The following is a 22,547-nucleotide window of genomic DNA, read 5'->3' as shown; positions in this document are numbered from 1 at the left end:
TCTCGTCGTCACGGTCGACGCCGCACCAACAGCGCCCCCAGGTAGGACGGCGCAGCGGCCACCGCGATCTTCCAGTGTGCTCCGGAGCGCGGGCTCGTGCGGGGCGCGAGCGCGAGCGGGACGAGTGCGGGCAGCAGGAACAGCGCCGAACGGTCACGGGTCCACAAGGGCGTCGTCGCGGCGGCTCCGGTGAGCGTCGCCGTCACGACGAACAGACCGTGGTGCACGACGCGGAGCTTCTTCGTCCGGATCAACCGGACGGCGACGGCCGTGCCCCAGAGGCAGTTCGCGACGTAGGCGAGGCCCGCAGCGGTGACCAGCTGCCGGGCCGGGCGCGATCCCGTGGGCGCCGAGCCGCGCCTCCAGACCGCCTTCCGTCCCATGCGTGGGACGTTACGCGGTGTCGCGACTGACCAGCTTGGAGAGCACGATCGCGGACCGCGTGTGGTCCACCTGCGGTGCGAGGCGGACCTTGTCGAGCGCCTCCTCGAGCGCGGACAGGTCCTTCGAGCGCATGTGCACGACGGCGTCGGCGCTCCCCGTGACCGTGCCGGCGTCGATGACCTCGGGCACGGTGTCGAGCAGCGCACGGAGCTCGTCGGGGGAGACGGTGCCGCGGCAGTACAGCTCGACCCAGGCCTCGGTGCCGCGGTCCTCGACGGCGGGGTCGACCTTGATCGTGAAGCCCTGGATGACACCATCGCCGACGAGTCGGTCGACGCGGCGCTTGACGGCCGATGCCGAGAGTCCGACCACCGACCCGATGTCGCCGTAGCCGGCGCGGGCGTTGTCCCGGAGTTGATCCAGGATGCGGTGGTCGAGCGAATCCATTGCACCCATCGTACGCGGACTTCTTGCGAGGTCGGCGGTTCGGACGCACGAAACGTGCGTCACCCGAACGGGTGCCACGGCGCTTCGCTCCCGGTACTGCACTTGCCGGACGGTCTGTGTCAGGATCGACGTGGCGTCGACCTGGTCCGCTACGGCGAGTGAGCCTGCATCTCGCCGGAGCACCTCTCCTTCGTTCCGTTTCGGTTCCTGGCAGGCTCGGGCCCCGGTCCCTTCTCAGGAGGACTGATGTCGAACACCGCACCCTCGACCACCGATGCACCGGCCCGTACCGCCACCAAGCGGACGATCCTGATGTGCAAGCCGGACTTCTACACGGTGAGCTACCGGATCAACCCGTGGATGCACCCGGAGGAGCCGACCGACACGTCGAAGGCCGTCGCCCAGTGGCAGACGCTCGTCGACGTGTACGAGCAGCTCGGCTTCGACATCTCGTACATCGACCCCATCGACGGCCTGCCGGACATGGTCTACGCGGCCAACGGCGGGTTCGTCCTCGACGGCATCGCCTACGGCGCGAAGTTCCAGTACCCCGAGCGCCAGCCCGAGGGCCCCGCGTACATGGACTGGTTCCGTCAGGCCGGCCTGACCGTCGCCGAGCCCGAGCAGACCAACGAGGGCGAGGGCGACTTCCTGCTCATCGGCAACACGATCTTCGCCGGCACCGGCTTCCGGTCGGACAGCACCTCGCACGACGAGCTCGCGACGATCTACGGCCGTGAGGTCGTCACCCTGAAGCTCATCAACCCGAGCTTCTACCACCTCGACACCGCCATCGCCGTGCTCGACCCGGAGCCCGACGCTTCCGGCCGGTCGAACATCGCGTACCTGGAGAGCGCCTTCGACGAGCCGTCGCTGGCGATCCTGCGCGAGCGTTTCCCCGACGCGATCATCGCGACGGAGGAGGACGCCGCGATCCTCGGCCTGAACTCCTACTCCGACGGGTACAACGTCGTGATCGCCGCCCGGGCTGTTCGGTTCGCGGAACAGCTGCGCGAGAAGGGCTACAACCCGATCGGCGTTGACCTGTCCGAGCTGCTGCTCGGCGGTGGCGGCGTGAAGTGCTGCACGCTCGACCTGCACCCGGTCGGCACCGGCACCTCGGTCGCGCGTTCGCTCGGGGTCAGCTGATGTCGGCGGCAGCGTCGCTCGGGGTCAACACCGCGGCGGCGCTCGCCGTCGAGGACCGCGCCCTCGCGCACAACTACAGCCCGCTGCCCGTCGTCATCGCGTCGGGTGCCGGAGCGACCGTCACCGACGTCGACGGCAAGCAGTACCTGGACGGCCTCGCCGCGTACTCGGCGGTGAACTTCGGCCACGCCAACCCGCGGCTGCTCGACGCGGCCCGGGCGCAGCTCGACCGGGTGACGCTCACGAGTCGCGCGTTCGTGAACGACCAGCTCGGGCCGTTCGCCACGGCACTGGCGGCGTTGACGGAGACCGAGATGGTCCTGCCGATGAACACCGGTGCCGAGGCCGTCGAGTCCGCGATCAAGGTGTCCCGCGCCTGGGGCTACCGCGTCAAGGGGGTCCCAGCGGACCGCGCGACCATCATCGTCGCGTCCGGGAACTTCCACGGCCGCACCACCACGATCATCTCGTTCTCCGACGACCCCTCGGCCCGTGATGACTTCGGGCCGTTCACGCCCGGCTTCCGCACGGTGCCGTACGGCGACGCCGCTGCCCTGCGCGCAGCGATGGACGAGACCGTCGTCGCCGTGCTGCTCGAACCCATCCAGGGCGAGGGCGGCGTGGTCATCCCGCCGGCGTCGTACCTCCCTGAAGTCCGGGAGGTCTGCGACGAGTTCGGTGCGCTGTTCATCGCCGACGAGATCCAGTCCGGCCTCGGACGCACCGGCCACACGCTCGCCGTGCAGCGCGTCGGGGTCCGCCCGGACCTCATCACGCTCGGCAAGGCCCTCGGCGGCGGCATCGTGCCGGTGTCGGCAGTGGTGGGCTCGCGCAATGTCCTGGGGGTCCTGCGTCCCGGCGAGCACGGTTCGACCTTCGGCGGCAATCCGCTCGCCGCTGCCGTCGGCGCCGAGGTCGTGGCGATGCTCGGCGAGGGCACGTTCCAGCAGCGCGCCCTCGACGGCGAACCGTTGCTGCGCGGGCTGCTCGACGACCTGCTCGGCAAGGGGGTCGTGTCCCACCGCGTCGCCGGACTCTGGGCGGGCATCGACATCGACCCCGCGCTCGGCACCGGCAAGGAGATCTCGAAGGACCTCGCCGACCGCGGGCTGCTCGTGAAGGACACCCACGGTTCGACGATCCGCTTCGCCCCGCCGCTGGTCGTCACCGACGACGAGCTGCGCACGGCGATCGGCACGCTCGCGTCGGTCCTGGCCGCGCGCGCCTGAGCCGCGCGCGCGGCGCCACGCGCGCGGCGCCGCGCGCTCGGCGCCGCGCGCTCGCTTCGTGAGCAGAAATGGTCGGGTCGCCACACGGCACCCGACCATTTCTGCTCACCAAGTGCGGCTCACACCGCCCAGCGCGCCGCCAACTCGTCCATGAGCGCATCGAGCCGCTCGTCGACGACCTGCGCGTCGGGGTTGGCCTCGAACCAGGCGATGACCTCGCGCACACCCTGCCGGTAGGGCGTCCGCGGCCGGTACCACGGCACGAGCGACCGGACCTTGCTGTTGTCGAACACCGAGCTGTTCGCCTTGTCGCCGAGCAGCGCCGCACCCCACTCCGGGTCCACGGCGTTGATGGCGTCCGCCGGCACGTGCACGACCTGCAGGTCGGACACCCCCGCCGCCGCCGCGATCTCGTGCGCGATGGCGTTCCACGTCGGCGCCTCGTCGCTCGTGATCGTGAAGGCCTCACCGATCGCCGACGCGTTGTCGAGCAGCCCGGTGAACCCGACCGCGAAGTCACGGCTGTGCGTCAAGGTCCACAACGACGTGCCGTCACCGGTGATGATGATCGGCTTGCCGGCGCGCATCCGCGCCACCGCAGTCCAGCCACCGGTGAGCGGCAGCTTCGTCTCGTCGTAGGTGTGCGACGGCCGCACGATCGTCACCGGGAAGTCCTGCTCCCGGTACGCCTCCATCAGCAGTTCCTCGCACGCGATCTTGTCGCGCGAGTACTGCCAGTACGGGTTCTTCAGCGGCGTCGACTCCGTGATCGGCAGGTGCGTCGCCGGCGTCTGGTAGGCCGACGCCGAGCTGATGAAGACGTACTGCCGCGTCCGTCCCGCGAAGAAGTCGATGTCGGCCTGCACCTGGTCTGCCGTGAAGGCGACCCAGTTCACGACCACGTCGAAGTGGCGGTCGCCGAGTGCGTCCGCCAGGGTGCTGCGGTCCGACACATCGGCCTGGAGGCGCGTCACACCCTCCGGGATCGGCCTGCCCCCGGTGGTCCCCCGGTTCAGGACCGTGACGTCGTGGCCCTGTTCGGTCGCCTCCCGCACACAGGAGGCGCTGATCACGCCGCTCCCGCCGATGAACAACACGCTCGCTCCGGTCATGGATGCTCCCTAGCTCTCCGCGGCGCAGCCCTGCGCCGAACCCCTCCGATCCTGCACCTCCTTGTCGGAGCGGGCGCGGAGAACGGCGCGGAGCCGAGTGGCCTGTGTCCTACAGCGAGGTACTTGGAAGAGCAACTCGATGAGTCCATGGGCCGTAGCCCTGACTACTTCAGCTGTGACAATTTCCATCATCTTTTCGAGGTCCATACCGATCATGTGCCCGGTTCCTCGAAAACCGCGGACGTGTGGTCGGGGGAGGACCGCTGTGCTTTGGCTCCGACCTGGGGACTACCGTCGCGGTCGGGTCGCATCGACGCGCCCGACGACAGGAGTGACACGCACATGGAGTACCGCTACCTCGGCAACTCGGGCCTCAAGGTCTCCGAGATCACCTACGGCAACTGGCTCACCCACGCATCCCAGGTCGAGAACGATGCGGCCATCGCCTGCGTCAGGGCCGCCCTCGACGTGGGCATCTCGACGTTCGACACCGCCGACGTCTACGCCAACACCGGCGCGGAGACCGTCCTCGGCGAAGCCCTCAAGGGGGAGCGTCGCCAGTCGCTCGAGATCGCCACGAAGGTGTTCGGGCCGACCGGGCCGAAGGGCCACAACGACACCGGGCTGTCTCGCAAGCACATCCTCGAGTCGATCGACGGCTCGCTCGGCCGCCTGCAGACCGACTACGTCGACCTCTACCAGGCACACCGCTTCGACCACGAGACCCCGCTCGAGGAGACGATGCAGGCCTTCGCCGACATCGTGCGCCAGGGCAAGGTCCTGTACGTCGGCGTGAGCGAGTGGACCGCGGAGCAGCTCCGTGCCGGCGCCGCGCTGGCCAAGGACCTCGGGTTCCAGCTCATCTCGAACCAGCCGCAGTACTCGGCGCTGTGGCGGGTCATCGAAGAAGAGGTCGTGCCGACCTCGAAGGAGCTCGGCATCTCGCAGATCGTCTGGTCCCCGATCGCCCAGGGCGTCCTGACCGGCAAGTACAAGCCGGGTCAGCCGCTGCCCGAGGGCTCACGCGCCACCGACGACAAGGGCGGCGCGGACATGATCAAGCGGTTCATGCGCGACGAGGTGCTGTCCTCGGTGCAGGAGCTCGAGCCGATCGCGAAGGAGCTCGACCTGTCGATGGCACAGCTCGCCGTCGCCTGGGTACTGCAGAACGAGAACGTCGCGAGCGCCATCATCGGGGCGTCGCGTCCGGAGCAGGTGCGCGACAACGCCGGCGCTGCCGGTGTCACGATCCCGGCGGAGCTGCTCACCCGGATCGACGACGCCCTCGGTGCCGTGGTCGAGCGTGACCCGGCGAAGACGAACGACAGCAGCCCGAAGACCCGCGAGGCCTAGCGCCGACCCGGGCCAGACGGCTCAGACAACGGAAAAGGCCCCCTGCCGAAGCAGGGGGCCTTCACCGGTGGCTGGACACGGCATCGATCCGTGGACCTTTCGATTTTCAGTCGAACGCTCTACCAACTGAGCTATCCAGCCGTGGCGACCCTGACGGGACTTGAACCCGCGACCTCCGCCGTGACAGGGCGGCACGCTAACCAGCTGCGCTACAGGGCCATGTTGAATTGCTGTGGTGTTGCTCAGTACTACTTGCTCGCTCACTCGGAGAGTGACCCCAACGGGATTCGAACCCGTGCTGCCGCCGTGAAAGGGCGGTGTCCTAGGCCACTAAACGATAGGGCCGCAAGTGGTGCTTCGCGCTACCGATGGACAAGCATACGGATGCCCCCGGGGGTTCGCAAATCGGGCCACGTTCCCGCGGAATCCCCGGCGTGTCGCGCCCGCCCGGCACCGGGTGTCGAGGTTGCGGTGCGAGCATCGTCACCGGCTCCACGCCCCTCGTCCGAGGGGCTGTGGGGCTGCGACACCTGTTGTTACTGTTGCGTCTGTTAACAGTGTTACGTGCGTGAGCCTTGCCGCGCTGTTACGAAATCGAGATACATGTCGACCTCACCTTCGCTCTCCCTCCGCAACCGCAGCCGCCTCGTCGCCGCCGCGGTCGCCGTCGCGCTCGCCGGCAGCACCCTCGCGGTCCTCGCCCCGGCGACGTCGGCCAGTGCCGCGAGCTACCCGAGCTGGTCCGAGGTGCAGAAGGCCAAGTCCTCGACGAGTGCCCAGCAGGCGAAGGTCACCGAGATCAAGTCGCTCATCTCGACCCTGAAGTCCGAGGCCGCTGCGAAGCAGAAGGCCGCACAGGCCGCCGGCGAGGCCTACCAGGCGGCACAGAACAAGTACGACGAGGCGACCCTCGAGCAGAAGACGCTCCAGTCCCAGGCGGACGACGCCGAGCAGACCGCCGCACAGTCCGAGGAGCAGGCCGGTCAGCTCGCCGCGCAGCTCGGTCGGGCCAGCGCCAACGACGTGACGACCGACATCCTCACGCACCCCTCGGACTCCGGTGACCTGCTCTACGAGCTCGGCGCCATGTCGAAGCTCAGCGAGCAGGCCGACGGCATCTACTCGCAGGCGTCGCAGGACCGGGGCACCGCGCAGGCGCAGGCCGACAAGGCGGACAAGGCCAAGGCGGCGCTGGGCGACCTCGCCGACGCGGCCCAGTCGAAGATGCAGCAGGCGCAGGGTGCTGCCGACGCGGCGCAGACCGCCGTCGACGCCCAGAACGACAACGAGTCGCGGCTCGAGGCCCAGCTGACCGCCCTCACCACGAAGCAGCGCGGTGTCGAGGCCGACTACCGCAAGGGCGTCGCCGCCGAGAAGGCCCGACAGGCCCGCATCGCCGCTGCTGCCGCCAAGGCAGCCGCGAAGGCCGCGGCGACGAGCCAGGGCGGTACCGGCGGCGGGACGGCCAACTCTGCCGGGTGGGTCCGTCCGGCCGGCGGCTTCCAGACCAGCGGCTACGGCATCCGCGTCGACCCGTACACGCACTACACGGCACTGCACGCCGGGGTCGACCTCGCTCCCGCCTGCTACGCCCCGATCTACGCGGCCCACGACGGCACCGTGACCTTCGCGGGCAACGGCGGCGGCTACGGCAACGAGGTCATCCTCGACAACGGCGGCGGCATCTCGACGGCCTACGGCCACATCGTCGACGGCGGGATCATGGTCGCCAGCGGCCAGCACGTCACCGCCGGGCAGCAGATCGCCAAGATCGGTTCGACCGGCTGGTCGACCGGGTGCCACCTCCACTTCGAGACCCGGATCAACGGTGCTGCCGTCGACCCGGTCCCCTTCATGGCAGCGCGGGGGATCTCGGTATGAGCATCAGCGCAGCCGGGATGCGTTGACCCCGCCATGACCCTGTCCGCTCGCTCGTTCTCCTGCGGGATCGCCACCGTCGCCGTGCTCGGCATCGGACTGTCGGTCGTCATCGCCGGACCCGCCCAGGCCGCGCCGTCGGCACCGTCCTGGGACGACGTCAAGGCCGCGAAGTCGGATGCCGCCGACGCGCAGCAGACGGTGGACGAGCTGAGCGACCGGCTGACCTCACTGCAGGCCGCCGCGGACCGCGCCGGCATCGTCGAGCAGCAGGCCGGGCAGGCGTACGCCCTCGCCGCCTCGCAGCAGCAGGAGGCGAAGGACACCCTCGCCGACCTGTCCGCGCAGTCGAAGCGGGCCAAGGGCAAGGCGGACGACTCCGCGGGCCAGGTGGCCGCGCTCGTCGTCGAGCTGTCCCGCACGGGCGGCGGCGACCTGTCGACGACGATGCTCACGGACGCCTCGGACTCCGGCGACCTGCTCTACCGGGTCGGCACGATGTCGCACCTGTCCGAGCGGTCGGCGACGATCCTGGCCCAGGCCCGCTCCGACCAGAAGACCGTGGACTCGCTCGCCGACCAGCAGTCCGTCGCCACGACGGCACTGAGCAAGGCGACCGAGGCGACGAAGACCGCCTTCGCCACCGCCAACGACGTCTCCGCCGACGCCCAGGCCCGGGTGCAGAAGCAGCAGGACCAGCAGGACGAGGTCCTCCGCCAGCTCGCGTACCTCAAGGGCACGAGCGTCGCGACGGAGAGCGCGTACTGGAGTGCGCAGCAGGCCAAGGCGGCCGAGACCGCCCTGGCGGCCCAGACGAGCAGCGGCACCGGCACGGCCAGCGGCAGCGGCGCGAGCGGCACCAGCACCGACAACGGCACCAGCGGCGGCACCAGCAACGGCAACACCTCGACCACCAACCCGAGCACCGGCGGCGGTAGCGGCACGACCACCCCGTCGCGCCCGAGCACCCCGTCGAAGCCGAGCACGCCGGCGGCGCCCGCTCCGGCGCCCGCCCCGGCTCCCGCCAAGCCGAGCACGCCGACGCCGTCGAAGCCGAGCACCCCGGCGCCCAGCACTCCGGCACCCGCCCCGAGCAGCCCCTCGAAGGCCGCCGGTGCGATCTCGTACGCCCGCGGGCAGCTCGGCAAGCCCTACGTCCTCGGTGGTGCAGGCCCGAGCACCTGGGACTGCTCCGGCCTCGTCATGATGGCCTACAGCTCGCAGGGCATCGCGACCGGTGGGCACAACGTCGTCTGGCAGTACAACTACTTCGGCTCGATCGGTCGCCTCGTGCCGCTCTCGCAGCGCCAGCCCGGCGACATCCTCTTCTACTCGTCGAACGGAACCGCTTCCGGCGGTTACCACGACTCGATCTACACCGGCAACGGGATGATGGTCGAAGCGGCCCGACCGGGCGTCGGCGTGGTCGAGCGGGCGGTCTGGACGCCGAGCCAGCTCCTGCCGTACGTCGCCCGCCCGAGCGGTTCCCTGTAGCCCGCAGCCCGATCGTTCCCAGAACGGCTGCGGTAGCAAGCGGAATCGGGCATACCTGCCCGGATCAGAGCACCAGGTACGCCCGTTCCCACCAAGTGCGCCCCCGCACCGCACGGCAAAGCACCCCACGAACACAGAGCGGCGCCCGCCCTCCGGATGGAGAGCAGGCGCCGTTCGGCGTCAAGAAGCGTCAGTGACCAGCGGGCACGTACGCGGCCTGGCCGGCCTGCACGATCGCCTCGGCCTCGGCGGCGTCGCCCCAGCCCTCGGCCTTGACCCACTTGTTCGGCTCGAGGTCCTTGTAGCGCTCGAAGAAGTGCGCGATCTCGGCCTTCGTCTGCTCGTCGACGTCCGAGATGTCCTGGATGTGCGTCCAGCGCGGGTCCTTCGCGGGGACCACGAGGACCTTCTCGTCCTTGCCGGCCTCGTCGCTCATCTTGAAGACGCCGACCGGACGGACCTTGACGCCCACGCCGGGGAACGTCGGGAACTCGAGGAGCAGCAGCGCGTCCACGGGGTCGCCGTCGTCGGCCAGGGTCTTCTCGAAGAAGCCGTAGTCGGTCGGGTAGACGAACGACGTGAACAGCACGCGGTCGAGGTAGACACGACCGGTCTCGTGGTCCACCTCGTACTTGTTGCGGCTGCCCTTGGGGATCTCGACGACGACGTCGTACGCGGCCATGTCTGTACTCCTGGTGTGTCGGTGGGGCTGTCGGTGGTCCCGAGAGCGCGGCTAACGTTACCGGGTGAACTCTCCGCGTCCCCGGCTGGACCCTGCCGTCGCCGAGACCCGCCTTGCGGTCCGCGACCTGCTCGCCACCGCGCTCGACGACGGCGTCGTCACCGCGGGTGACCTCGTGCTGGTCGCGCTGAGCGGCGGACCGGACTCGCTCGCGCTCGCAGCGGCCACCGCGTTCGAGGCGGGCAAGCAGGGGCTCCGAGCCGGGGCAGTGGTCGTCGACCACGCGCTCCAGGCGGGCTCCGAGGCGGTCGCGAGCCGCGCCTCCCGGCAGGCATCCGAGCTGGGTCTGGACCCGGTCGAGGTCCGCAGGGTCGCGGTCGGCTCCGACGGTGGTCCGGAGGGCGCCGCCCGGGAGGCCCGTCACGCGTCGATCGCCGAGGTCGCGTCCGCCACCGGGGCGCCTCTCGTGCTGTTGGGACACACCCTGGACGACCAGGCCGAGACGGTGCTGCTGGGCCTGCTGCGCGGCAGCGGGCCGGACAGCCTGTCGGGCATGCTGCCCCTGGCACGGCGCGACCAGGGGCCGGCCTACGGCCGCCCGCTGCTCACCGTGCGGCGGCACGCGACGCGGCAGGCGTGCGCCGCCGCCGGGCTGGCGCCGTGGCACGACCCGCAGAACGAGGACGCGGCGTACGCCCGTGTCCGCGTGCGGAACACCCTCATGCCGGTGCTCGAGCGCGAGCTCGGCGCGGGGGTGCCCGAGGCGCTGGCGCGGACGGCCGACCAGCTGCGCGAGGACTCTGCAGCACTCGACCACTTCGCCGAGGAGATGGCGGAGGACATCGCCGAGCACTCCGAGGCCGGCATCTCGCTGTCCGTCCGGGCGCTCGGGGCGAACCCGCCGGCGCTCCGGCAGCGACTCGTGCGCCTGGCGGTGGAGAGCGAGTTCGGGGTGACGCTGTCGCGCGTGCAGACGCTCGAGGTCTGCCGGCTCGTCACGGACTGGAGCGGACAGGGGCCGATCGACCTGCCGGGCGTCCGGGCGTCGCGATCCGGTGACCGCCTGTCGTTCAGTGCCGGTTAGGCTGGACCGGTGGAACTCTCCGACGTCCAGGCAGACCTGTCCGAAGTCCTCTTCACCCCCGAGCAGATCGACGACAAGCTCGCCGAACTCGCGGCGGTCGTCGACGCCGACTACGCGGGCCGCGACCCCTTGCTCGTCGGTGTCCTGAAGGGTGCCGTCATGGTGATGGCCGACTTCTCGCGGCACCTCAAGATGCAGGCGCGGATGGACTGGATGGCGGTGTCGTCGTACGGCTCCGGCACAAAGTCGTCCGGTGTGGTGCGGATCCTCAAGGACCTCGACACCGACCTGCACGGCCGCGACGTCCTCATCGTCGAGGACATCATCGACTCCGGTCTGACGCTGTCCTGGCTCAAGCAGAACCTGCAGTCCCGCGGTGCCGCGAGCGTCGAGATCGTCGCCCTGCTGCGCAAGCCCGAGGCCGCCAAGGTCGAGGTCGACGTCAAGTACGTGGGCTTCGACATCCCCGACGAGTTCGTGGTCGGCTACGGCCTCGACTACGACGAGCGCTACCGGAACCTGCGCGGTGTCGGCGTCCTGGCGCCGCACGTGTACTCGTAACCCGTCCAGGGGGTACTTGCCTCGGGTTGAGTTCGCCCGCAGAGGACACCCATTCTCGCCACAGAATCGCGGCCGTATGCTGACCTGCACGCAACTTCGGCAGAGAAAGGTGTCGGGCACTCGCGCCCGGATCACATGAACTTCAAGCGCATCTTCCGCGGCCCGTACCTCTACGTGCTGATCGCGCTGGCGGGCATCTTCATCGGCTGGAGCGTCATCAGCCAGGGCAGCACGACCGAGGTCAGCACCCAGAAGGGCCTCGAGCAGCTCGCCGACGGCAAGATCTCGTCCGTCATCGTCAACTCCACCGAGCAGCGGGTCGACATGATCACCCGCGACGGCGACAAGCAGGAGCAGTTCTACTACTCCACGCCCCGTGGCGAAGAGGTCATCCAGGCCGTCAACGACGCCAACCTGCCCAAGGGCTACGACGACCACGTGAACACGGGCAACTGGTTCCTGTCGCTCCTCGGCGTCCTGCTCCCCTTCCTGATCATCGGTGCCCTGTTCTGGTTCCTGCTCTCGAGCGCCCAGGGCGGCGGCTCGAAGGTCATGCAGTTCGGCAAGTCGAAGGCCAAGATCAACAACAAGGAGAACCCGCAGGTGTCGTTCGCCGACGTCGCGGGCTCCGACGAGGCGATCGAGGAACTCCACGAGATCAAGGAGTTCCTGAAGGAGCCGGCGAAGTTCCAGGCCGTCGGCGCCAAGATCCCGAAGGGCGTGCTGCTGTACGGCCCTCCCGGAACCGGCAAGACCCTGCTCGCCCGCGCCGTCGCCGGCGAAGCGGGGGTGCCGTTCTACTCGATCTCCGGTTCGGACTTCGTCGAGATGTTCGTCGGTGTCGGTGCGAGCCGTGTCCGTGACCTCTTCGAGCAGGCCAAGGCGAACTCGCCGGCCATCGTCTTCATCGACGAGATCGACGCCGTCGGTCGTCACCGCGGTGCCGGCATCGGCGGCGGCAACGACGAGCGCGAGCAGACGCTCAACCAGCTGCTCGTCGAGATGGACGGCTTCGACGGCAAGACGAACGTCATCCTCATCGCCGCGACGAACCGTCCCGACGTGCTCGACCCCGCGCTCCTGCGTCCGGGCCGCTTCGACCGTCAGATCGGTGTCGACGCCCCGGGCATGGCCGGCCGCAAGCAGATCCTCGAGGTGCACGCGAAGGGCAAGCCGCTCGCCGCGAGCGTCGACCTGGAGCTGCTCGCCCGCAAGACGCCGGGCTTCACCGGCGCCGACCTGGCGAACGTCCTGAACGAGGCCGCGCTGCTCACCGCCCGGTCGAACGCGCAGCTCATCGACAACCGTGCGCTGGACGAGGCCGTCGACCGCGTGATGGCGGGCCCGCAGCGTCGGACCCGGATCATGTCCGACCAGGAACGCCTGATCACCGCGTACCACGAGGGCGGCCACGCCCTGGCGGCAGCGGCGATGCGGCACACCGACCCGGTCACCAAGATCACGATCCTGCCGCGCGGCCGTGCCCTCGGGTACACGATGGTGCTCCCGCTCGAGGACAAGTACTCGGTCACCCGCAACGAGCTGCTCGACCAGCTCACCTACGCCATGGGTGGACGCGTCGCCGAGGAGATCGTGTTCCACGACCCCACCACCGGCGCCTCGAACGACATCGAGAAGGCCACCGGCACCGCCCGCAAGATGGTCACCGAGTACGGCATGAGCCAGGCCGTCGGGTCCGTCAAGCTCGGTTCCGGGTCGAGCGAGCCGTTCGTCGGCCGTGACATGAGCGGTGGGACCGGGCGCGACTACTCGGAGAACATCGCCCAGACCGTCGACGCCGAGACCCGTGCGCTGCTCGAGGCCGCGCACAACGAGGCCTACCAGGTGCTCAACGACAACCGCGACATCCTCGACCGCCTGGCCGGTGAGCTCCTCGAGAAGGAGACGCTCGACGCCCCGGAGCTCGTGGAGATCTTCAAGGACGTCCGCAAGCTGCCGGAGCGCCCGCAGTGGCTCTCCAGCGACAAGCGTCCGGTGAGCAACCTGCCCGCGATCGACGTGCCCGGGCAGGCCGCCGCCACCGCAGCGGACCAGTCGGACAGCGAGTCGACCTCGAAGCCCCGTCGTCGCCCCTTCGGCAACCCGGGTATCGCCCCGGCGTAGGGGGCCGGCATGACCGACCTGCCGACGAGACGTGCTCGTCGGCTCGACACCCGCGGCGGTCCGACACCGGACCGCACGCGGGTGTTGGGCATCCTCAACGTGACGCCGGACTCGTTCAGCGACGGCGGGCTGCACCAGGCCTACGACGCCGCCGTGCAGCACGCGCGTGACCTCGTCGCCGCGGGCGCCGACATCATCGACGTCGGTGGGGAGTCGACCCGGCCGGGCTCGGAGCGCGTGCCGGTGCCGGTCGAGCAGGAACGCGTCCTGCCGGTCGTCCGGCAGCTCGTCGCCGAGGGCATCCCGGTGAGCGTCGACACGATGAACGCCTCGACCGCCGAACGGGCCGTCGAACTCGGCGCCGCGATCGTCAACGACGTGTCCGGCGGCCTGGCGGACCCGGACATGGCCCGCGTGGTCGCGTCGACCGGGGCCGGGTTCGTGGTCATGCACTGGCGTGGCCACAGCGACCGGATGTACCGCAACGCCGAGTACGTGCACGCCGTCGACGAGGTCCGTCGCGAGGTCGAGATGCGGGTCGCCGAGCTCATCGTCCTCGGGGTGCGCCAGGAGCAGGTCGTGATCGACCCGGGCCTCGGCTTCGCCAAGCAGGGCGTGCAGAACTGGGAGATCCTGGCCGGCTACGAGCGGTTCGCCTCGATCGGCCTGCCGGTGCTCGTCGCCGCATCACGCAAGCGGTTCCTGGACGGAGTGGGCAGCCCCGAGGGTGCCCCGCCGAAGGACCGCGACCTCGCCACCGCCGCCATCAGCCTGCTCGCCGCCGAACGCGGCGCGTGGGGGGTGCGCGTGCACGACCCGGCACCGACCCGTGCCGTGCTCGACGTCTGGGACGCCTGGAGGGCAGCTCGCTCGTGAACGACACCATCCGCCTCGTCGGGGTCCGCGCCCGCGGCCACCACGGGGTCTTCGACCACGAACGTGCCGACGGTCAGGACTTCGTCGTCGACGTCGCCGTGGAGCTCGACGCCCGCGCGGCGTCGGGCAGCGACGACCTCGACGCCACCGTGCACTACGGCGTGCTCGCCGAGCAGGTCGTCGCCGAGATCGAACGCGACCCGGTGGACCTGATCGAGACCCTCGCGGAGCGCATCGCGGCCGCGGTGCTCACCCACCGTGCGGCCCTGGCGACCGAGGTCACCGTGCACAAGCCGCAGGCACCCATCACCGTGCCGTTCACGGACGTCTCGATCACCATCCGCCGTGCCCGCGGGGCGACCGTGCCGGACGAGGAAGAAGAGTGAGCCGCGTCGTCGTCGCGCTCGGCGCCAACCTCGGCGACCGGGGGAGCACCCTCCGCGCCGCCGCCCGAGCGGTCGCCGCGCTGCCCGGGGTCCACCCGGTGGCGTCGAGCCACGAGGTCGAGTCGGTCGCCGTCACCCTGGACGGCCGCGACGACACCAAGCCGCGGTACCGCAACGCCGTCGTGGTCGTCGACACCGACCTCGAGCCGCAGGCGTTCCTCGACGCACTGCACGGCATCGAGGACGAGCACGGCCGCACCCGCGACGTCCGCTGGGGCGACCGGACCCTCGACCTCGACGTCGTCGCCGTCGACGACCTGCGCATCGACACCGCCACGCTCACCGTGCCGCACCCCCGTGCCGCCGAGCGCGCGTTCGTGCTCGCACCGTGGCTCGACGCCGACCCCGCGGCCGTCCTGCCCGGCGCCGGGCCGGTGGCCGACCTGCTCGCCGCCGTGGGGGACGACACCGAGCGGGTCGACGAGCCGCGCCTGTTCGCGGACGTGCCCCGCGCCTCCCGGGCCACCACCGAAGGGAACGTGACCCAGCCGTGAAGCCGACCCGTCCCTCCACCCTGTTCAGCATCGCCGTCGTGACCGCGGTGGCGGGCTTCGCGTTCGACGCGGTGCTCGCGTCGCGACAGTCGCCGACGCTGCTGCTCGCCGTGCCGCTCGGCTTCACGCTCGCGTTCATCGGCGTCGCCGTCGTGCTCATGGCGCGTCCCGTCCGCCGGCACGCCCGCGAGGGCGCGGGCCGGCAGCGCCCGGTCGACCCGCTCTACGCCACGCGCGTGGTGGTGCTGGCGAAGGCCTCGAGCATCTGCGGCGTCCTGTTCGGCGGTTTCGCGATCGGCCTCGTCGTGTACCTCCTGACCCGCTCGGTGACGCCTTCGCTAGGCTCGACCCTGCCGAACGTGGTCGCCGTCGGGGGCGGGATCGTGCTGACGGTCTGCGCACTCGTGGCAGAGCGCATGTGCATCGCTCCTCCGAGCGACGACGACGAGCCGGGCGACCCCCGGAACGGCACGACGGCGAACTGACCCGAGCGCACCCCGCACGACGGCGAACTGACCCGAGCACACCACCAGGAGGCCCGCGATGGCGCGTGAACGACTCGACGAGCCGGGCCTCGGCCTGACCGGCATCGACTGGACCAGGGTGTCCGCGAAGCTCGTGTGGACCGAACTCATCACGACCCTGGTGATCGGCCTCGTGGTGACCGCCGGCCTGGTCCTGATCGGGATCGTGAACGACGGCTTCGGCTCGGGCGCCGGCACGGTCTGGCTGCTCATCGGCATCGTGGTGCTCGTCATCACGCTCGTCACCGCGGCGCTGACGCCCCGCCGGGTCCGTGCGATCGGCTACGCCCTGCGCGACGACGACCTGGTGGTCCGCCGCGGCCTGATGTGGCAGCGCTTCACGGCGGTGCCGTACGGACGCATGCAGCTCGTCGACGTGGCGCGCGGTCCGCTCGACCGGGCGCTCGGCATGAGCGAGCTGAAGTTCGTGACCGCTGCGGCCGCCACGAACGTCCGCATCCCCGGCATCCCCGCGACCGACGCCGACGAACTGCGCGACCGGCTCGTCGAGCTCGCCGAGTCCCGCCGCGCCGGGCTGTAGGGGGTCGCGGTGACCTTCCGACCCGGCCCGCCGCCGCCCGCCCCGCCCACGCGCGGGAACGCCGCTGCCGCAGCGCCCCTGACCGACGGCGAGTGGCACCGCCTGCACCCGCTGACCCCGCTGCTCAAGGGCGGGATCTTCCTGATCGTCATCCTCGGCTACGTGCTGAACAGCCTGCGCGACCAGCTCGTCGAGTTCTTCATCCCCGGCGGCGAGCAGCAGGACGGCGACCCCGTCCGCTACGTCTACGAGCACGGCGTCGTCGGCTGGGTGCTGCTCGGCGTCGCGGTGTTCCTGCTCGTGCTGATCGGGCTCTTCTACCTGTCCTGGCGGATGCACGAGTTCCGGGTCACCGGCGAGATCGTCGAGGTCCGCTCGGGCGTGCTGTTCCGGAACCACCGCAAGGCCCGGCTCGACCGGATCCAGGGCATCAACATCTCGCGTCCGCTCATCCCGCGGGTGTTCGGCACGGCGAAGCTCGAGATCGCCCAGGCCGGCAACGACGCCAACGTGCAGCTCGCGTACCTCGGGGTGAAGGCCGCCGACGACCTGCGGCTGCGCATCCTCGTGCTCGCCTCTGGTGCGAAGGACGACGACCGTGGCAGTGGTCCGGCGCGCGCGTCGAACGGTGTGCTGCAGGACCGCGTCGACGAGATGTTCTCGCCCGAACTCGACGCTGCCGCGGTGCAGGCCACCCGGATCGTCAAGGTGAAGCCCGGTCGGCTGATCGCGTCGATGCTGCTCTCCGGCACCACCGTCTTCATCCTGCTGGCCGTGGCGGCGATGATCGTCAGCGTCGCGCTCACCGGCGAGTACGGGATCCTGTTCGGCCTGTTCCCCGCCGTGATCGGTGCGGGCAGCTACTACGTCCGCAAGTTCTCGCGGTCGCTGCAGTACACGATCGCCGAGACCCGCGACGGCATCCGGATCGGGTTCGGCCTCGTGTCGACCTCGAACGAGACACTGCCCCCGGGCCGCATCCACGCCGTGAGCGTCGCGCAGCCGCTGCTCTGGCGCCCGTTCGGTTGGTGGGACGTCCGGATCAACCGGGCGACGAACGCGGGCAACGGGGCGTCGAGCAACCAGCAGGCCTCCGCCATCGTGCTGCCCGTCGGCACCGCGGCCGACGTCCGCGAGGTCCTCGACATCATCCTGCCCGGCCTGGTCGGCACTGCCGTCGCCGGCCCCGAGGCCTCGCAGGAGGCCCTGCGGGAAGGCTCCGCCGAGGCCGTCAGCGTCGTCGACGACAGCCTCACCACGAGCGGCGACGAGGGTGGCTTCGTGCACTCCCCGCGCCGCGGTGCGTGGCTCCGGCCGTTCGCGTTCCGCCGCAACGGGTACCGGTTCGTGCAGGGCGCGGTGCTGCTCCGGCTCGGCGCCGTCTGGCGGTCACTCGTCATCGTGCCGCTGCCCCGGGTGCAGAGCGTCAAGGTCGAGCAGGGTCCGCTCGAGCGTGCCCTGCGGCTCGCCGCCGTCCACGTGCACACCGTCGCCGGGCCCGTCTCGGCGCGCGTCGGTGCGCTCGACGCGCGGGACGCGCAGCGGCTGTGGTCCGAGACCACCCAGCGCGCCGTCGAGGCCGCTGCGGTCGACACGTCCCACCGGTGGCGCGAACGGGAGGCCCGTCCCGAGTCCGCCAGGCACGCTGCGGACGTGCCGTGGCCCGGGACCGGAGCCCCTGCCGGACCCGACGGCGACCACCGGCCCGGCACCGTGCCTCCCGGACCGGGGTGGAGCGACGTGCCGCCCACCGGGGCCGTCCGATGAGGGCCGGGCGCCTCGGCGTCGGCGTCGTCGGTGCCGGACGGGTCGGACCCGTGCTCGGCGCCGCACTCGCGAACGCGGAGCACGCGGTCGTCGGGGTGACCGCCGTGTCCGCCGAGAGCCGTGACCGTGCCGAGGCGATGCTGCCCGGCGCTCCCGTGCTCGCGACGCCGGACCTGGTCGAGCGGAGCGAACTCGTCCTGCTCGCGGTGCCGGACGACCAGCTGGCCTCGCTCGTGCAGGGCCTGGCGGACGCCGGCATCTGGCAGCCCGGACAGCTCGTCGTGCACACCAGCCCGGACCACGGCGTCGGCATCCTCGCTCCCGCGATGGCGGCCGGCGCCATCCCGCTCGCCATCCACCCCGCGATGGCGTTCACCGGCACCAGCGTCGACCTGTCGCGGCTCCGTGACGCCTACTGCGCGGTCACCGCCCCGTCGCCCGTGCTGCCCATCGCGCAGGCCCTGGTGGTCGAGATGGGCGCCGAGCCGTTCGTCATCGCCGAGGGGGACCGGCCGGCCTACGCCGACGCCGTCCGCGCCGCCGTGAGCTTCTCGACCGCGATCGTGGACCAGTCGGCGGGCACGCTCTCCGGCATCGGTGTGGACCACCCCGGCCGGGTGCTCGGTGCGCTCGTCCGCTCCGCCGTCGACAACGCACTGACGGCGGCCGACGGGCAGTCCACGCTGTAGGGGCGTGGCGGTCGGTCACGACTCCCCGCTCAGTTCCGCCGAGTGGTCACGAGCCGTCGGCCCGCGGCGCTCCGGCCGACGGAACGTGACCGGTCGGCGCCGCGCCGGCGGGGAGTCGCGACCAGTCGAGGGGACCCGTCCGGGCACGGTTCGGGGGCGGGCGCGCGGCGCGGGTAGCATTTCCCCCGACCCCCACGACCATCGGAGCCGCACCCGCATGACCGACGAGACCGCCACCACCGACACCGCGATCGCCGACGCCGCCGCACTGGCCGAGCAGGAGACCAGCGAGCAGCGACAGGTCCGGCTCGACAAGCGGGCGAAGCTCCTCGAATCGGGCATCGAGGCGTACCCCGCCGAGCTCCCGATCACGACGACGATCCCGGCGGTCCGCGACCAGTACGCGCACCTCGAGACCGGCGAGGAGACGCAGGACGTCGTCGGTGTCGCCGGCCGCATCGTGTTCTCGCGCAACACCGGCAAGCTCTGCTTCGCGTCGCTGCAGTCCGGCGACGGCTCCCGCATCCAGGCGATGGTGTCCCTGGCCGAGGTCGGAGACGAGTCCCTCGCGCGCTGGAAGGAGTTCGTCGACCTCGGCGACCACGTGTTCGTGCACGGCCGTGTGATCTCCTCGCGCCGCGGTGAGCTGTCGATCATGGTCGACGAGTGGGCGATCGCGGCGAAGGCGATCCTGCCGCTGCCGAACCTGCACAACGAACTGAACGAGGAGACGCGGGTCCGCCAGCGCTACCTCGACCTCATCGTCCGCGACGAAGCACGCGCCACCGTCCGCGCCCGCGCCGCCGTGATGTCCTCGCTCCGCCAGACCTTCACCGAGCACGAGTACCTCGAGGTCGAGACGCCGATGCTGCAGACCCAGCACGGTGGCGCCTCGGCTCGTCCGTTCGTGACCCACTCGAACGCCTTCGACACCGAGCTCTTCCTGCGCATCGCACCCGAGCTCTTCCTGAAGCGCGCGGTCGTCGGCGGCATCGACCGGGTGTTCGAGATCAACCGGAACTTCCGCAACGAGGGTGCCGACTCGTCGCACTCGCCCGAGTTCGCGATGGTCGAGGCCTACCAGGCGTACGGCAACTACGAGCAGATGGCCGACCTGACGCAGGAGCTCGTGCAGCGCGCTGCGCGGGCCGTGACCGGCGGCTCGCTCGAGGTCACCCTGCCCGACGGCAGCACGTACGACCTCGGCGGTGAGTGGCCGCGCATCGACATGTACGGCTCGCTGTCCGAGGCAGCCGGTCGCGAGATCACCCCGGAGACCCCGCTGTCCGAGCTGCAGGAGCTCGCCGCTGCCGAGGGCGTCGAGGTCGCGCACGCCACGCACGGCAAGTACGTCGAAGAGCTCTGGGAGCACTTCGTCATCGACTCGCTCGACCGCCCGACGTTCGTGATGAACTTCCCGGTCGACACCTCGCCGCTCACCCGCGAGCACCGCACCCGACCGGGCATCGTCGAGAAGTGGGACCTGTACGTCCGCGGCTTCGAGCTCGCGACGGCGTACTCCGAGCTCGTCGACCCGGTCGTGCAGCGGGAGCGCTTCGTCGAGCAGGCGAAGCTCGCAGCCGGCGGCGACCCCGAGGCGATGCGCGTCGACGAGGAGTTCCTGCGGGCCCTCGAGCACGCGATGCCGCCGTCGGGTGGCATGGGCATGGGCGTCGACCGCCTGCTCATGGCGATCACCGGCCTCGGCATCCGCGAGACGATCCTCTTCCCCCTGGTGAAGTAAGTCCCGGTTCCCCGGGGTACGATGCTCCGGTGCCGCATGGAGTCGTGACCGGGATCATCTTCGCCCTGACGCCGACCATCGTCGTCGGCCTCATCTTCTGGTTCGTGATGCGCGCCATCATGCGGGCCGACCGCACCGAGCGTGCCGCGTACGCCAAGGTCGAGGCCGAGGAGCGTGCCCGGTTCGAGCGCGAGCACGGCGTCCCCGCGCCGGCACCGGCCTCGGCCGAGTAGCGCCGCCCGACCCAGTCCTGTCCGAAGGCCGTCGCCCCATCGTGGTCGGCGGCCTTCGACGTCGGTGCCCCCTGGACGGCTGTGCGCCCTCGACCGGTCACGCGCCGTTCACCTCGCCGTCGCGCGCCGGGGTGAGCATCGTCCGCATGGCAACCACACACCCCTTCACGGGTCGCAGCCTCGTCGGTGACATCGAGAGCGAGTACGACGAGTTCGACCGAGACGCCGACCTCGAGGCGTCCAAGCGCCGGGACGGGTGGCTCGAACCCTCCTGGTGACCCCCACCCACTCGGTTTTCGGGGTACGACCACCGGATCGCATCGATCCGGCCGGACGTACCCCTTTTGCATGTCCGGAAGGCGCGGCGGTGCGGGGTACAGGTTCGGAAACGCGTGAGAAACACTCCTGCAACGCCGGAAACATCACGTCATACCCTTGATCCGCGGCAGTTCGGGGGACCACACTGGCAGCATCGCTGTACCCCACGGGGGACGGTTTCGATGACGAAGCACGGAGATGCCTGAGAATCATTCCGATCGGTTTGTGGGGTACACCTCCGGACCGCTTTACTCGTGAACACCCCAAGCAGCACCCAGAAGCAACACCCCCAGCACCACCGCACGAAGCCATCACCGCCGAACGCAGGGAGCAACACCATGACGATCGCACCGGCTGCACCGAGCACCACCCGCCGCGCCACCACGAAGAAGGCAGCGGCATCGAAGACCCAGGGCGCCGAGTCCGCGACGACCTCCCTCGACACCGAGGTCGAGGCCGACGAGCAGCTCGCCGGCGTCCGCGGTGCCTCCGTCGACCAGGTCGGCGACTACCTGCGCCACATCGGTCGCCTCTCGCTCCTCACCGCCGAGGAAGAAGCGCAGATCGCCCGTCGCATCGAGGTCGGCCTGTTCGCGGAAGAGAAGCTCGCGACCGAGAAGGGCCTCGCGAAGACCCTGCAGCGTGAACTCCGCTGGCTCGTCCGCGACGGTGAGCGCGCCAAGGAGCGCATGATCACCTCGAACCTCCGCCTGGTCGTCAGCATCGCGAAGCGCTACTCGCAGCGCGGCCTGCCGTTCATGGACGTCATCCAGGAGGGCAACCTCGGCCTGGTCCGTGCGGTCGAGAAGTTCGACTTCACGCAGGGCTACAAGTTCTCGACCTACGCCACCTGGTGGATCCGCCAGGCGATCTCGCGTGGTCTCGCCGACAAGGCCCGCACGATCCGCATCCCGGTCCACACCGTCGAGCTGATCAACAAGATCTCCCGCACCGAGCGCGACCTGACCGTCGACCTCGGCCGTGCGCCGATGCCCGACGAGGTCGCCGCCGAGCTGAGCATGACGGTGGAAGAGCTCGTCGACCTCAAGGGCCGCTCGCACGAGCCGGTCTCGATCCACACCGTGGTCGGCGACTCGGACGACAGCGAGCTCGGTGACTTCATCGAGGACGAGGACGCTGCGTCCCCGAACGAGCTCACCGAGACCACGCTCCTGCACCGCGACATCCGTTCGATCGTCGCCGAGCTGCCGAGCGAGGAAGCCAACGTGATCCGCATGCGCTACGGCCTCGACGACGACAAGCCGATGACGCTCGACGAGATCTCGAAGATCGTGCACACGACCCGCCAGGCCGTCAGCCGGGTGGAGTCGCGCGCCAAGCTGCGTCTGTTCGCCAAGGCGGTCTCGCAGGACATGCAGCTGTACCTGACCGACTGAGGTCAGCAGGCTTCGGCCGGC

General features: G+C 70.5%; 23 protein-coding genes and 3 tRNA genes. 19 read left to right on the top strand and 7 right to left on the bottom strand.

The annotated features are described in order from the left end of the window. Nucleotides 1-8: 8 nt before the first annotated feature. Together ACIPV1_RS16760 and ACIPV1_RS16755 are read right to left on the bottom strand one after the other, a co-directional pair. Nucleotides 9-383: a hypothetical protein gene (locus ACIPV1_RS16760; RefSeq protein ID WP_402726859.1), complete on the bottom strand. Its 375-nt coding sequence runs from the start codon at nucleotides 381-383 to the stop codon at nucleotides 9-11. A gap of 10 nt (nucleotides 384-393) precedes the next feature. Next, complete coding sequence (locus ACIPV1_RS16755; protein WP_111083794.1) at nucleotides 394-831, bottom strand: Lrp/AsnC family transcriptional regulator; 438 nt, start codon at nucleotides 829-831, stop codon at nucleotides 394-396. A 246-nt stretch (nucleotides 832-1,077) separates the two neighbouring features. On the opposite strand from ACIPV1_RS16755, the gene ddaH reads away from it, so the two are divergent. Beyond that, complete coding sequence (gene ddaH, locus ACIPV1_RS16750; protein WP_123339207.1) at nucleotides 1,078-1,980, top strand: dimethylargininase; 903 nt, start codon at nucleotides 1,078-1,080, stop codon at nucleotides 1,978-1,980. Further along, nucleotides 1,980-3,209: an ornithine--oxo-acid transaminase gene (gene rocD / locus ACIPV1_RS16745; RefSeq protein ID WP_402726858.1), complete on the top strand. Its 1,230-nt coding sequence runs from the start codon at nucleotides 1,980-1,982 to the stop codon at nucleotides 3,207-3,209. The genes ddaH and rocD overlap by 1 nt, the downstream gene beginning before the upstream one ends. A 119-nt stretch (nucleotides 3,210-3,328) precedes the next feature. Here rocD and ACIPV1_RS16740 read toward each other — a convergent pair whose 3' ends face one another. Next, nucleotides 3,329-4,321, bottom strand: coding sequence for an NAD-dependent epimerase/dehydratase family protein (locus ACIPV1_RS16740; RefSeq protein ID WP_131880907.1), 993 nt, complete (start codon nucleotides 4,319-4,321; stop codon nucleotides 3,329-3,331). A 342-nt stretch (nucleotides 4,322-4,663) separates the two neighbouring features. Between ACIPV1_RS16740 and ACIPV1_RS16735 the strand changes: the two genes are divergently transcribed. Next, entirely contained in the window at nucleotides 4,664-5,674 is a 1,011-nt protein-coding gene (locus ACIPV1_RS16735; RefSeq protein ID WP_402726857.1) for an aldo/keto reductase family protein, read from the top strand. A 68-nt stretch (nucleotides 5,675-5,742) separates the two neighbouring features. On the opposite strand, the gene ACIPV1_RS16730 is transcribed toward ACIPV1_RS16735, so the two are convergent. The 3 genes from ACIPV1_RS16730 to ACIPV1_RS16720 all read right to left on the bottom strand — a co-directional run bounded on the left by ACIPV1_RS16730 (nucleotide 5,743) and on the right by ACIPV1_RS16720 (nucleotide 6,019). Continuing rightward, a tRNA-Phe gene (locus ACIPV1_RS16730) sits at nucleotides 5,743-5,815 on the bottom strand. Nucleotide 5,816: 1 nt separating this feature from the next. Next, nucleotides 5,817-5,893, bottom strand: a tRNA-Asp gene (locus tag ACIPV1_RS16725). 53 nt (nucleotides 5,894-5,946) lie between these two features. Next, nucleotides 5,947-6,019, bottom strand: a tRNA-Glu gene (locus ACIPV1_RS16720). A gap of 258 nt (nucleotides 6,020-6,277) precedes the next feature. Between ACIPV1_RS16720 and ACIPV1_RS16715 the strand changes: the two genes are divergently transcribed. Both ACIPV1_RS16715 and ACIPV1_RS16710 read left to right on the top strand, forming a co-directional pair. Continuing rightward, nucleotides 6,278-7,555, top strand: a complete 1,278-nt coding sequence (locus ACIPV1_RS16715) for a M23 family metallopeptidase (protein WP_131922004.1) — start codon at nucleotides 6,278-6,280, stop codon at nucleotides 7,553-7,555. Between the two features lie 33 nt (nucleotides 7,556-7,588). Further along, on the top strand, nucleotides 7,589-9,046 hold the full coding sequence (locus ACIPV1_RS16710; protein WP_402726856.1) for an NlpC/P60 family protein: 1,458 nt from the start codon (nucleotides 7,589-7,591) through the stop codon (nucleotides 9,044-9,046). Between the two features lie 190 nt (nucleotides 9,047-9,236). Here ACIPV1_RS16710 and ACIPV1_RS16705 read toward each other — a convergent pair whose 3' ends face one another. After that, on the bottom strand, nucleotides 9,237-9,728 hold the full coding sequence (locus ACIPV1_RS16705) for an inorganic diphosphatase (protein ID WP_111086931.1): 492 nt from the start codon (nucleotides 9,726-9,728) through the stop codon (nucleotides 9,237-9,239). Nucleotides 9,729-9,792: 64 nt separating this feature from the next. Here ACIPV1_RS16705 and tilS point away from each other — a divergent pair, with 64 nt between their 5' ends. The 14 genes from tilS (at nucleotide 9,793) to ACIPV1_RS16635 (ending at nucleotide 22,526) form a co-directional block, all read left to right on the top strand. Next, nucleotides 9,793-10,812 carry a tRNA lysidine(34) synthetase TilS gene (gene tilS, locus ACIPV1_RS16700; RefSeq protein ID WP_402726855.1) on the top strand — a complete coding sequence of 340 codons (1,020 nt, stop codon included), beginning with the start codon at nucleotides 9,793-9,795 and terminating at the stop codon, nucleotides 10,810-10,812. Between the two features lie 9 nt (nucleotides 10,813-10,821). After that, complete coding sequence (gene hpt, locus ACIPV1_RS16695) at nucleotides 10,822-11,373, top strand: hypoxanthine phosphoribosyltransferase (protein WP_111086933.1); 552 nt, start codon at nucleotides 10,822-10,824, stop codon at nucleotides 11,371-11,373. A gap of 135 nt (nucleotides 11,374-11,508) precedes the next feature. Beyond that, nucleotides 11,509-13,497, top strand: a complete 1,989-nt coding sequence (gene ftsH, locus ACIPV1_RS16690; protein WP_123294542.1) for an ATP-dependent zinc metalloprotease FtsH — start codon at nucleotides 11,509-11,511, stop codon at nucleotides 13,495-13,497. A gap of 9 nt (nucleotides 13,498-13,506) precedes the next feature. Further along, nucleotides 13,507-14,373: a dihydropteroate synthase gene (folP, locus tag ACIPV1_RS16685; protein ID WP_185021087.1), complete on the top strand. Its 867-nt coding sequence runs from the start codon at nucleotides 13,507-13,509 to the stop codon at nucleotides 14,371-14,373. Continuing rightward, nucleotides 14,370-14,759, top strand: coding sequence for a dihydroneopterin aldolase (gene folB / locus ACIPV1_RS16680; protein WP_123294543.1), 390 nt, complete (start codon nucleotides 14,370-14,372; stop codon nucleotides 14,757-14,759). The genes folP and folB overlap by 4 nt, the downstream gene beginning before the upstream one ends. Beyond that, nucleotides 14,756-15,313 (top strand): 2-amino-4-hydroxy-6-hydroxymethyldihydropteridine diphosphokinase, encoded by a 558-nt coding sequence (folK, locus tag ACIPV1_RS16675; RefSeq protein ID WP_123339201.1) that lies wholly within the window; start codon nucleotides 14,756-14,758, stop codon nucleotides 15,311-15,313. Before folB ends, folK begins: the two co-directional genes overlap by 4 nt. Next, nucleotides 15,310-15,798, top strand: a complete 489-nt coding sequence (locus ACIPV1_RS16670) for a DUF3180 domain-containing protein (RefSeq protein ID WP_134195531.1) — start codon at nucleotides 15,310-15,312, stop codon at nucleotides 15,796-15,798. Before folK ends, ACIPV1_RS16670 begins: the two co-directional genes overlap by 4 nt. A gap of 58 nt (nucleotides 15,799-15,856) precedes the next feature. Beyond that, nucleotides 15,857-16,378: a PH domain-containing protein gene (locus tag ACIPV1_RS16665; RefSeq protein ID WP_111086938.1), complete on the top strand. Its 522-nt coding sequence runs from the start codon at nucleotides 15,857-15,859 to the stop codon at nucleotides 16,376-16,378. A 9-nt stretch (nucleotides 16,379-16,387) separates the two neighbouring features. Next, entirely contained in the window at nucleotides 16,388-18,145 is a 1,758-nt protein-coding gene (locus tag ACIPV1_RS16660; RefSeq protein WP_402726854.1) for a PH domain-containing protein, read from the top strand. Continuing rightward, entirely contained in the window at nucleotides 18,142-18,834 is a 693-nt protein-coding gene (locus ACIPV1_RS16655) for a Rossmann-like and DUF2520 domain-containing protein (protein WP_165901135.1), read from the top strand. The genes ACIPV1_RS16660 and ACIPV1_RS16655 overlap by 4 nt, the downstream gene beginning before the upstream one ends. Nucleotides 18,835-19,051: 217 nt before the next feature. Continuing rightward, nucleotides 19,052-20,578 carry a lysine--tRNA ligase gene (lysS, locus tag ACIPV1_RS16650; RefSeq protein ID WP_131922009.1) on the top strand — a complete coding sequence of 509 codons (1,527 nt, stop codon included), beginning with the start codon at nucleotides 19,052-19,054 and terminating at the stop codon, nucleotides 20,576-20,578. Nucleotides 20,579-20,607: 29 nt separating this feature from the next. After that, nucleotides 20,608-20,811 carry a hypothetical protein gene (locus ACIPV1_RS16645; RefSeq protein ID WP_111086942.1) on the top strand — a complete coding sequence of 68 codons (204 nt, stop codon included), beginning with the start codon at nucleotides 20,608-20,610 and terminating at the stop codon, nucleotides 20,809-20,811. Nucleotides 20,812-20,957: 146 nt separating this feature from the next. After that, nucleotides 20,958-21,089 (top strand): hypothetical protein, encoded by a 132-nt coding sequence (locus ACIPV1_RS16640; protein WP_258373406.1) that lies wholly within the window; start codon nucleotides 20,958-20,960, stop codon nucleotides 21,087-21,089. A 378-nt stretch (nucleotides 21,090-21,467) separates the two neighbouring features. Continuing rightward, nucleotides 21,468-22,526 (top strand): sigma-70 family RNA polymerase sigma factor, encoded by a 1,059-nt coding sequence (locus ACIPV1_RS16635; protein ID WP_123294550.1) that lies wholly within the window; start codon nucleotides 21,468-21,470, stop codon nucleotides 22,524-22,526. Nucleotides 22,527-22,547: the final 21 nt, after the last annotated feature.

This window comes from Curtobacterium sp. NPDC089991 (genome assembly GCF_044748425.1).
Classification (GTDB): Bacteria; Actinomycetota; Actinomycetes; order Actinomycetales; family Microbacteriaceae; genus Curtobacterium.
This window is presented reverse-complemented; position numbering and strand designations above follow the sequence as displayed.

Excerpts from the sequence above, each read along its gene's own strand:
- ACIPV1_RS16760 (WP_402726859.1), bottom strand. The coding sequence starts at position 383 with ATGGGACGGAAGGCGGTCTGGAGGCGCGGCTCGGCGCCCACGGGATCG.
- ACIPV1_RS16755 (WP_111083794.1), bottom strand. The coding sequence starts at position 831 with ATGGATTCGCTCGACCACCGCATCCTGGATCAACTCCGGGACAACGCC.
- ddaH (WP_123339207.1), top strand. The coding sequence starts at position 1,078 with ATGTCGAACACCGCACCCTCGACCACCGATGCACCGGCCCGTACCGCC.
- rocD (WP_402726858.1), top strand. The coding sequence starts at position 1,980 with ATGTCGGCGGCAGCGTCGCTCGGGGTCAACACCGCGGCGGCGCTCGCC.
- ACIPV1_RS16740 (WP_131880907.1), bottom strand. The coding sequence starts at position 4,321 with ATGACCGGAGCGAGCGTGTTGTTCATCGGCGGGAGCGGCGTGATCAGC.
- ACIPV1_RS16735 (WP_402726857.1), top strand. The coding sequence starts at position 4,664 with ATGGAGTACCGCTACCTCGGCAACTCGGGCCTCAAGGTCTCCGAGATC.
- ACIPV1_RS16715 (WP_131922004.1), top strand. The coding sequence starts at position 6,278 with ATGTCGACCTCACCTTCGCTCTCCCTCCGCAACCGCAGCCGCCTCGTC.
- ACIPV1_RS16710 (WP_402726856.1), top strand. The coding sequence starts at position 7,589 with ATGACCCTGTCCGCTCGCTCGTTCTCCTGCGGGATCGCCACCGTCGCC.
- ACIPV1_RS16705 (WP_111086931.1), bottom strand. The coding sequence starts at position 9,728 with ATGGCCGCGTACGACGTCGTCGTCGAGATCCCCAAGGGCAGCCGCAAC.
- ftsH (WP_123294542.1), top strand. The coding sequence starts at position 11,509 with ATGAACTTCAAGCGCATCTTCCGCGGCCCGTACCTCTACGTGCTGATC.
- folP (WP_185021087.1), top strand. The coding sequence starts at position 13,507 with ATGACCGACCTGCCGACGAGACGTGCTCGTCGGCTCGACACCCGCGGC.
- ACIPV1_RS16665 (WP_111086938.1), top strand. The coding sequence starts at position 15,857 with ATGGCGCGTGAACGACTCGACGAGCCGGGCCTCGGCCTGACCGGCATC.
- ACIPV1_RS16655 (WP_165901135.1), top strand. The coding sequence starts at position 18,142 with ATGAGGGCCGGGCGCCTCGGCGTCGGCGTCGTCGGTGCCGGACGGGTC.
- lysS (WP_131922009.1), top strand. The coding sequence starts at position 19,052 with ATGACCGACGAGACCGCCACCACCGACACCGCGATCGCCGACGCCGCC.
- ACIPV1_RS16640 (WP_258373406.1), top strand. The coding sequence starts at position 20,958 with ATGGCAACCACACACCCCTTCACGGGTCGCAGCCTCGTCGGTGACATC.
- ACIPV1_RS16635 (WP_123294550.1), top strand. The coding sequence starts at position 21,468 with ATGACGATCGCACCGGCTGCACCGAGCACCACCCGCCGCGCCACCACG.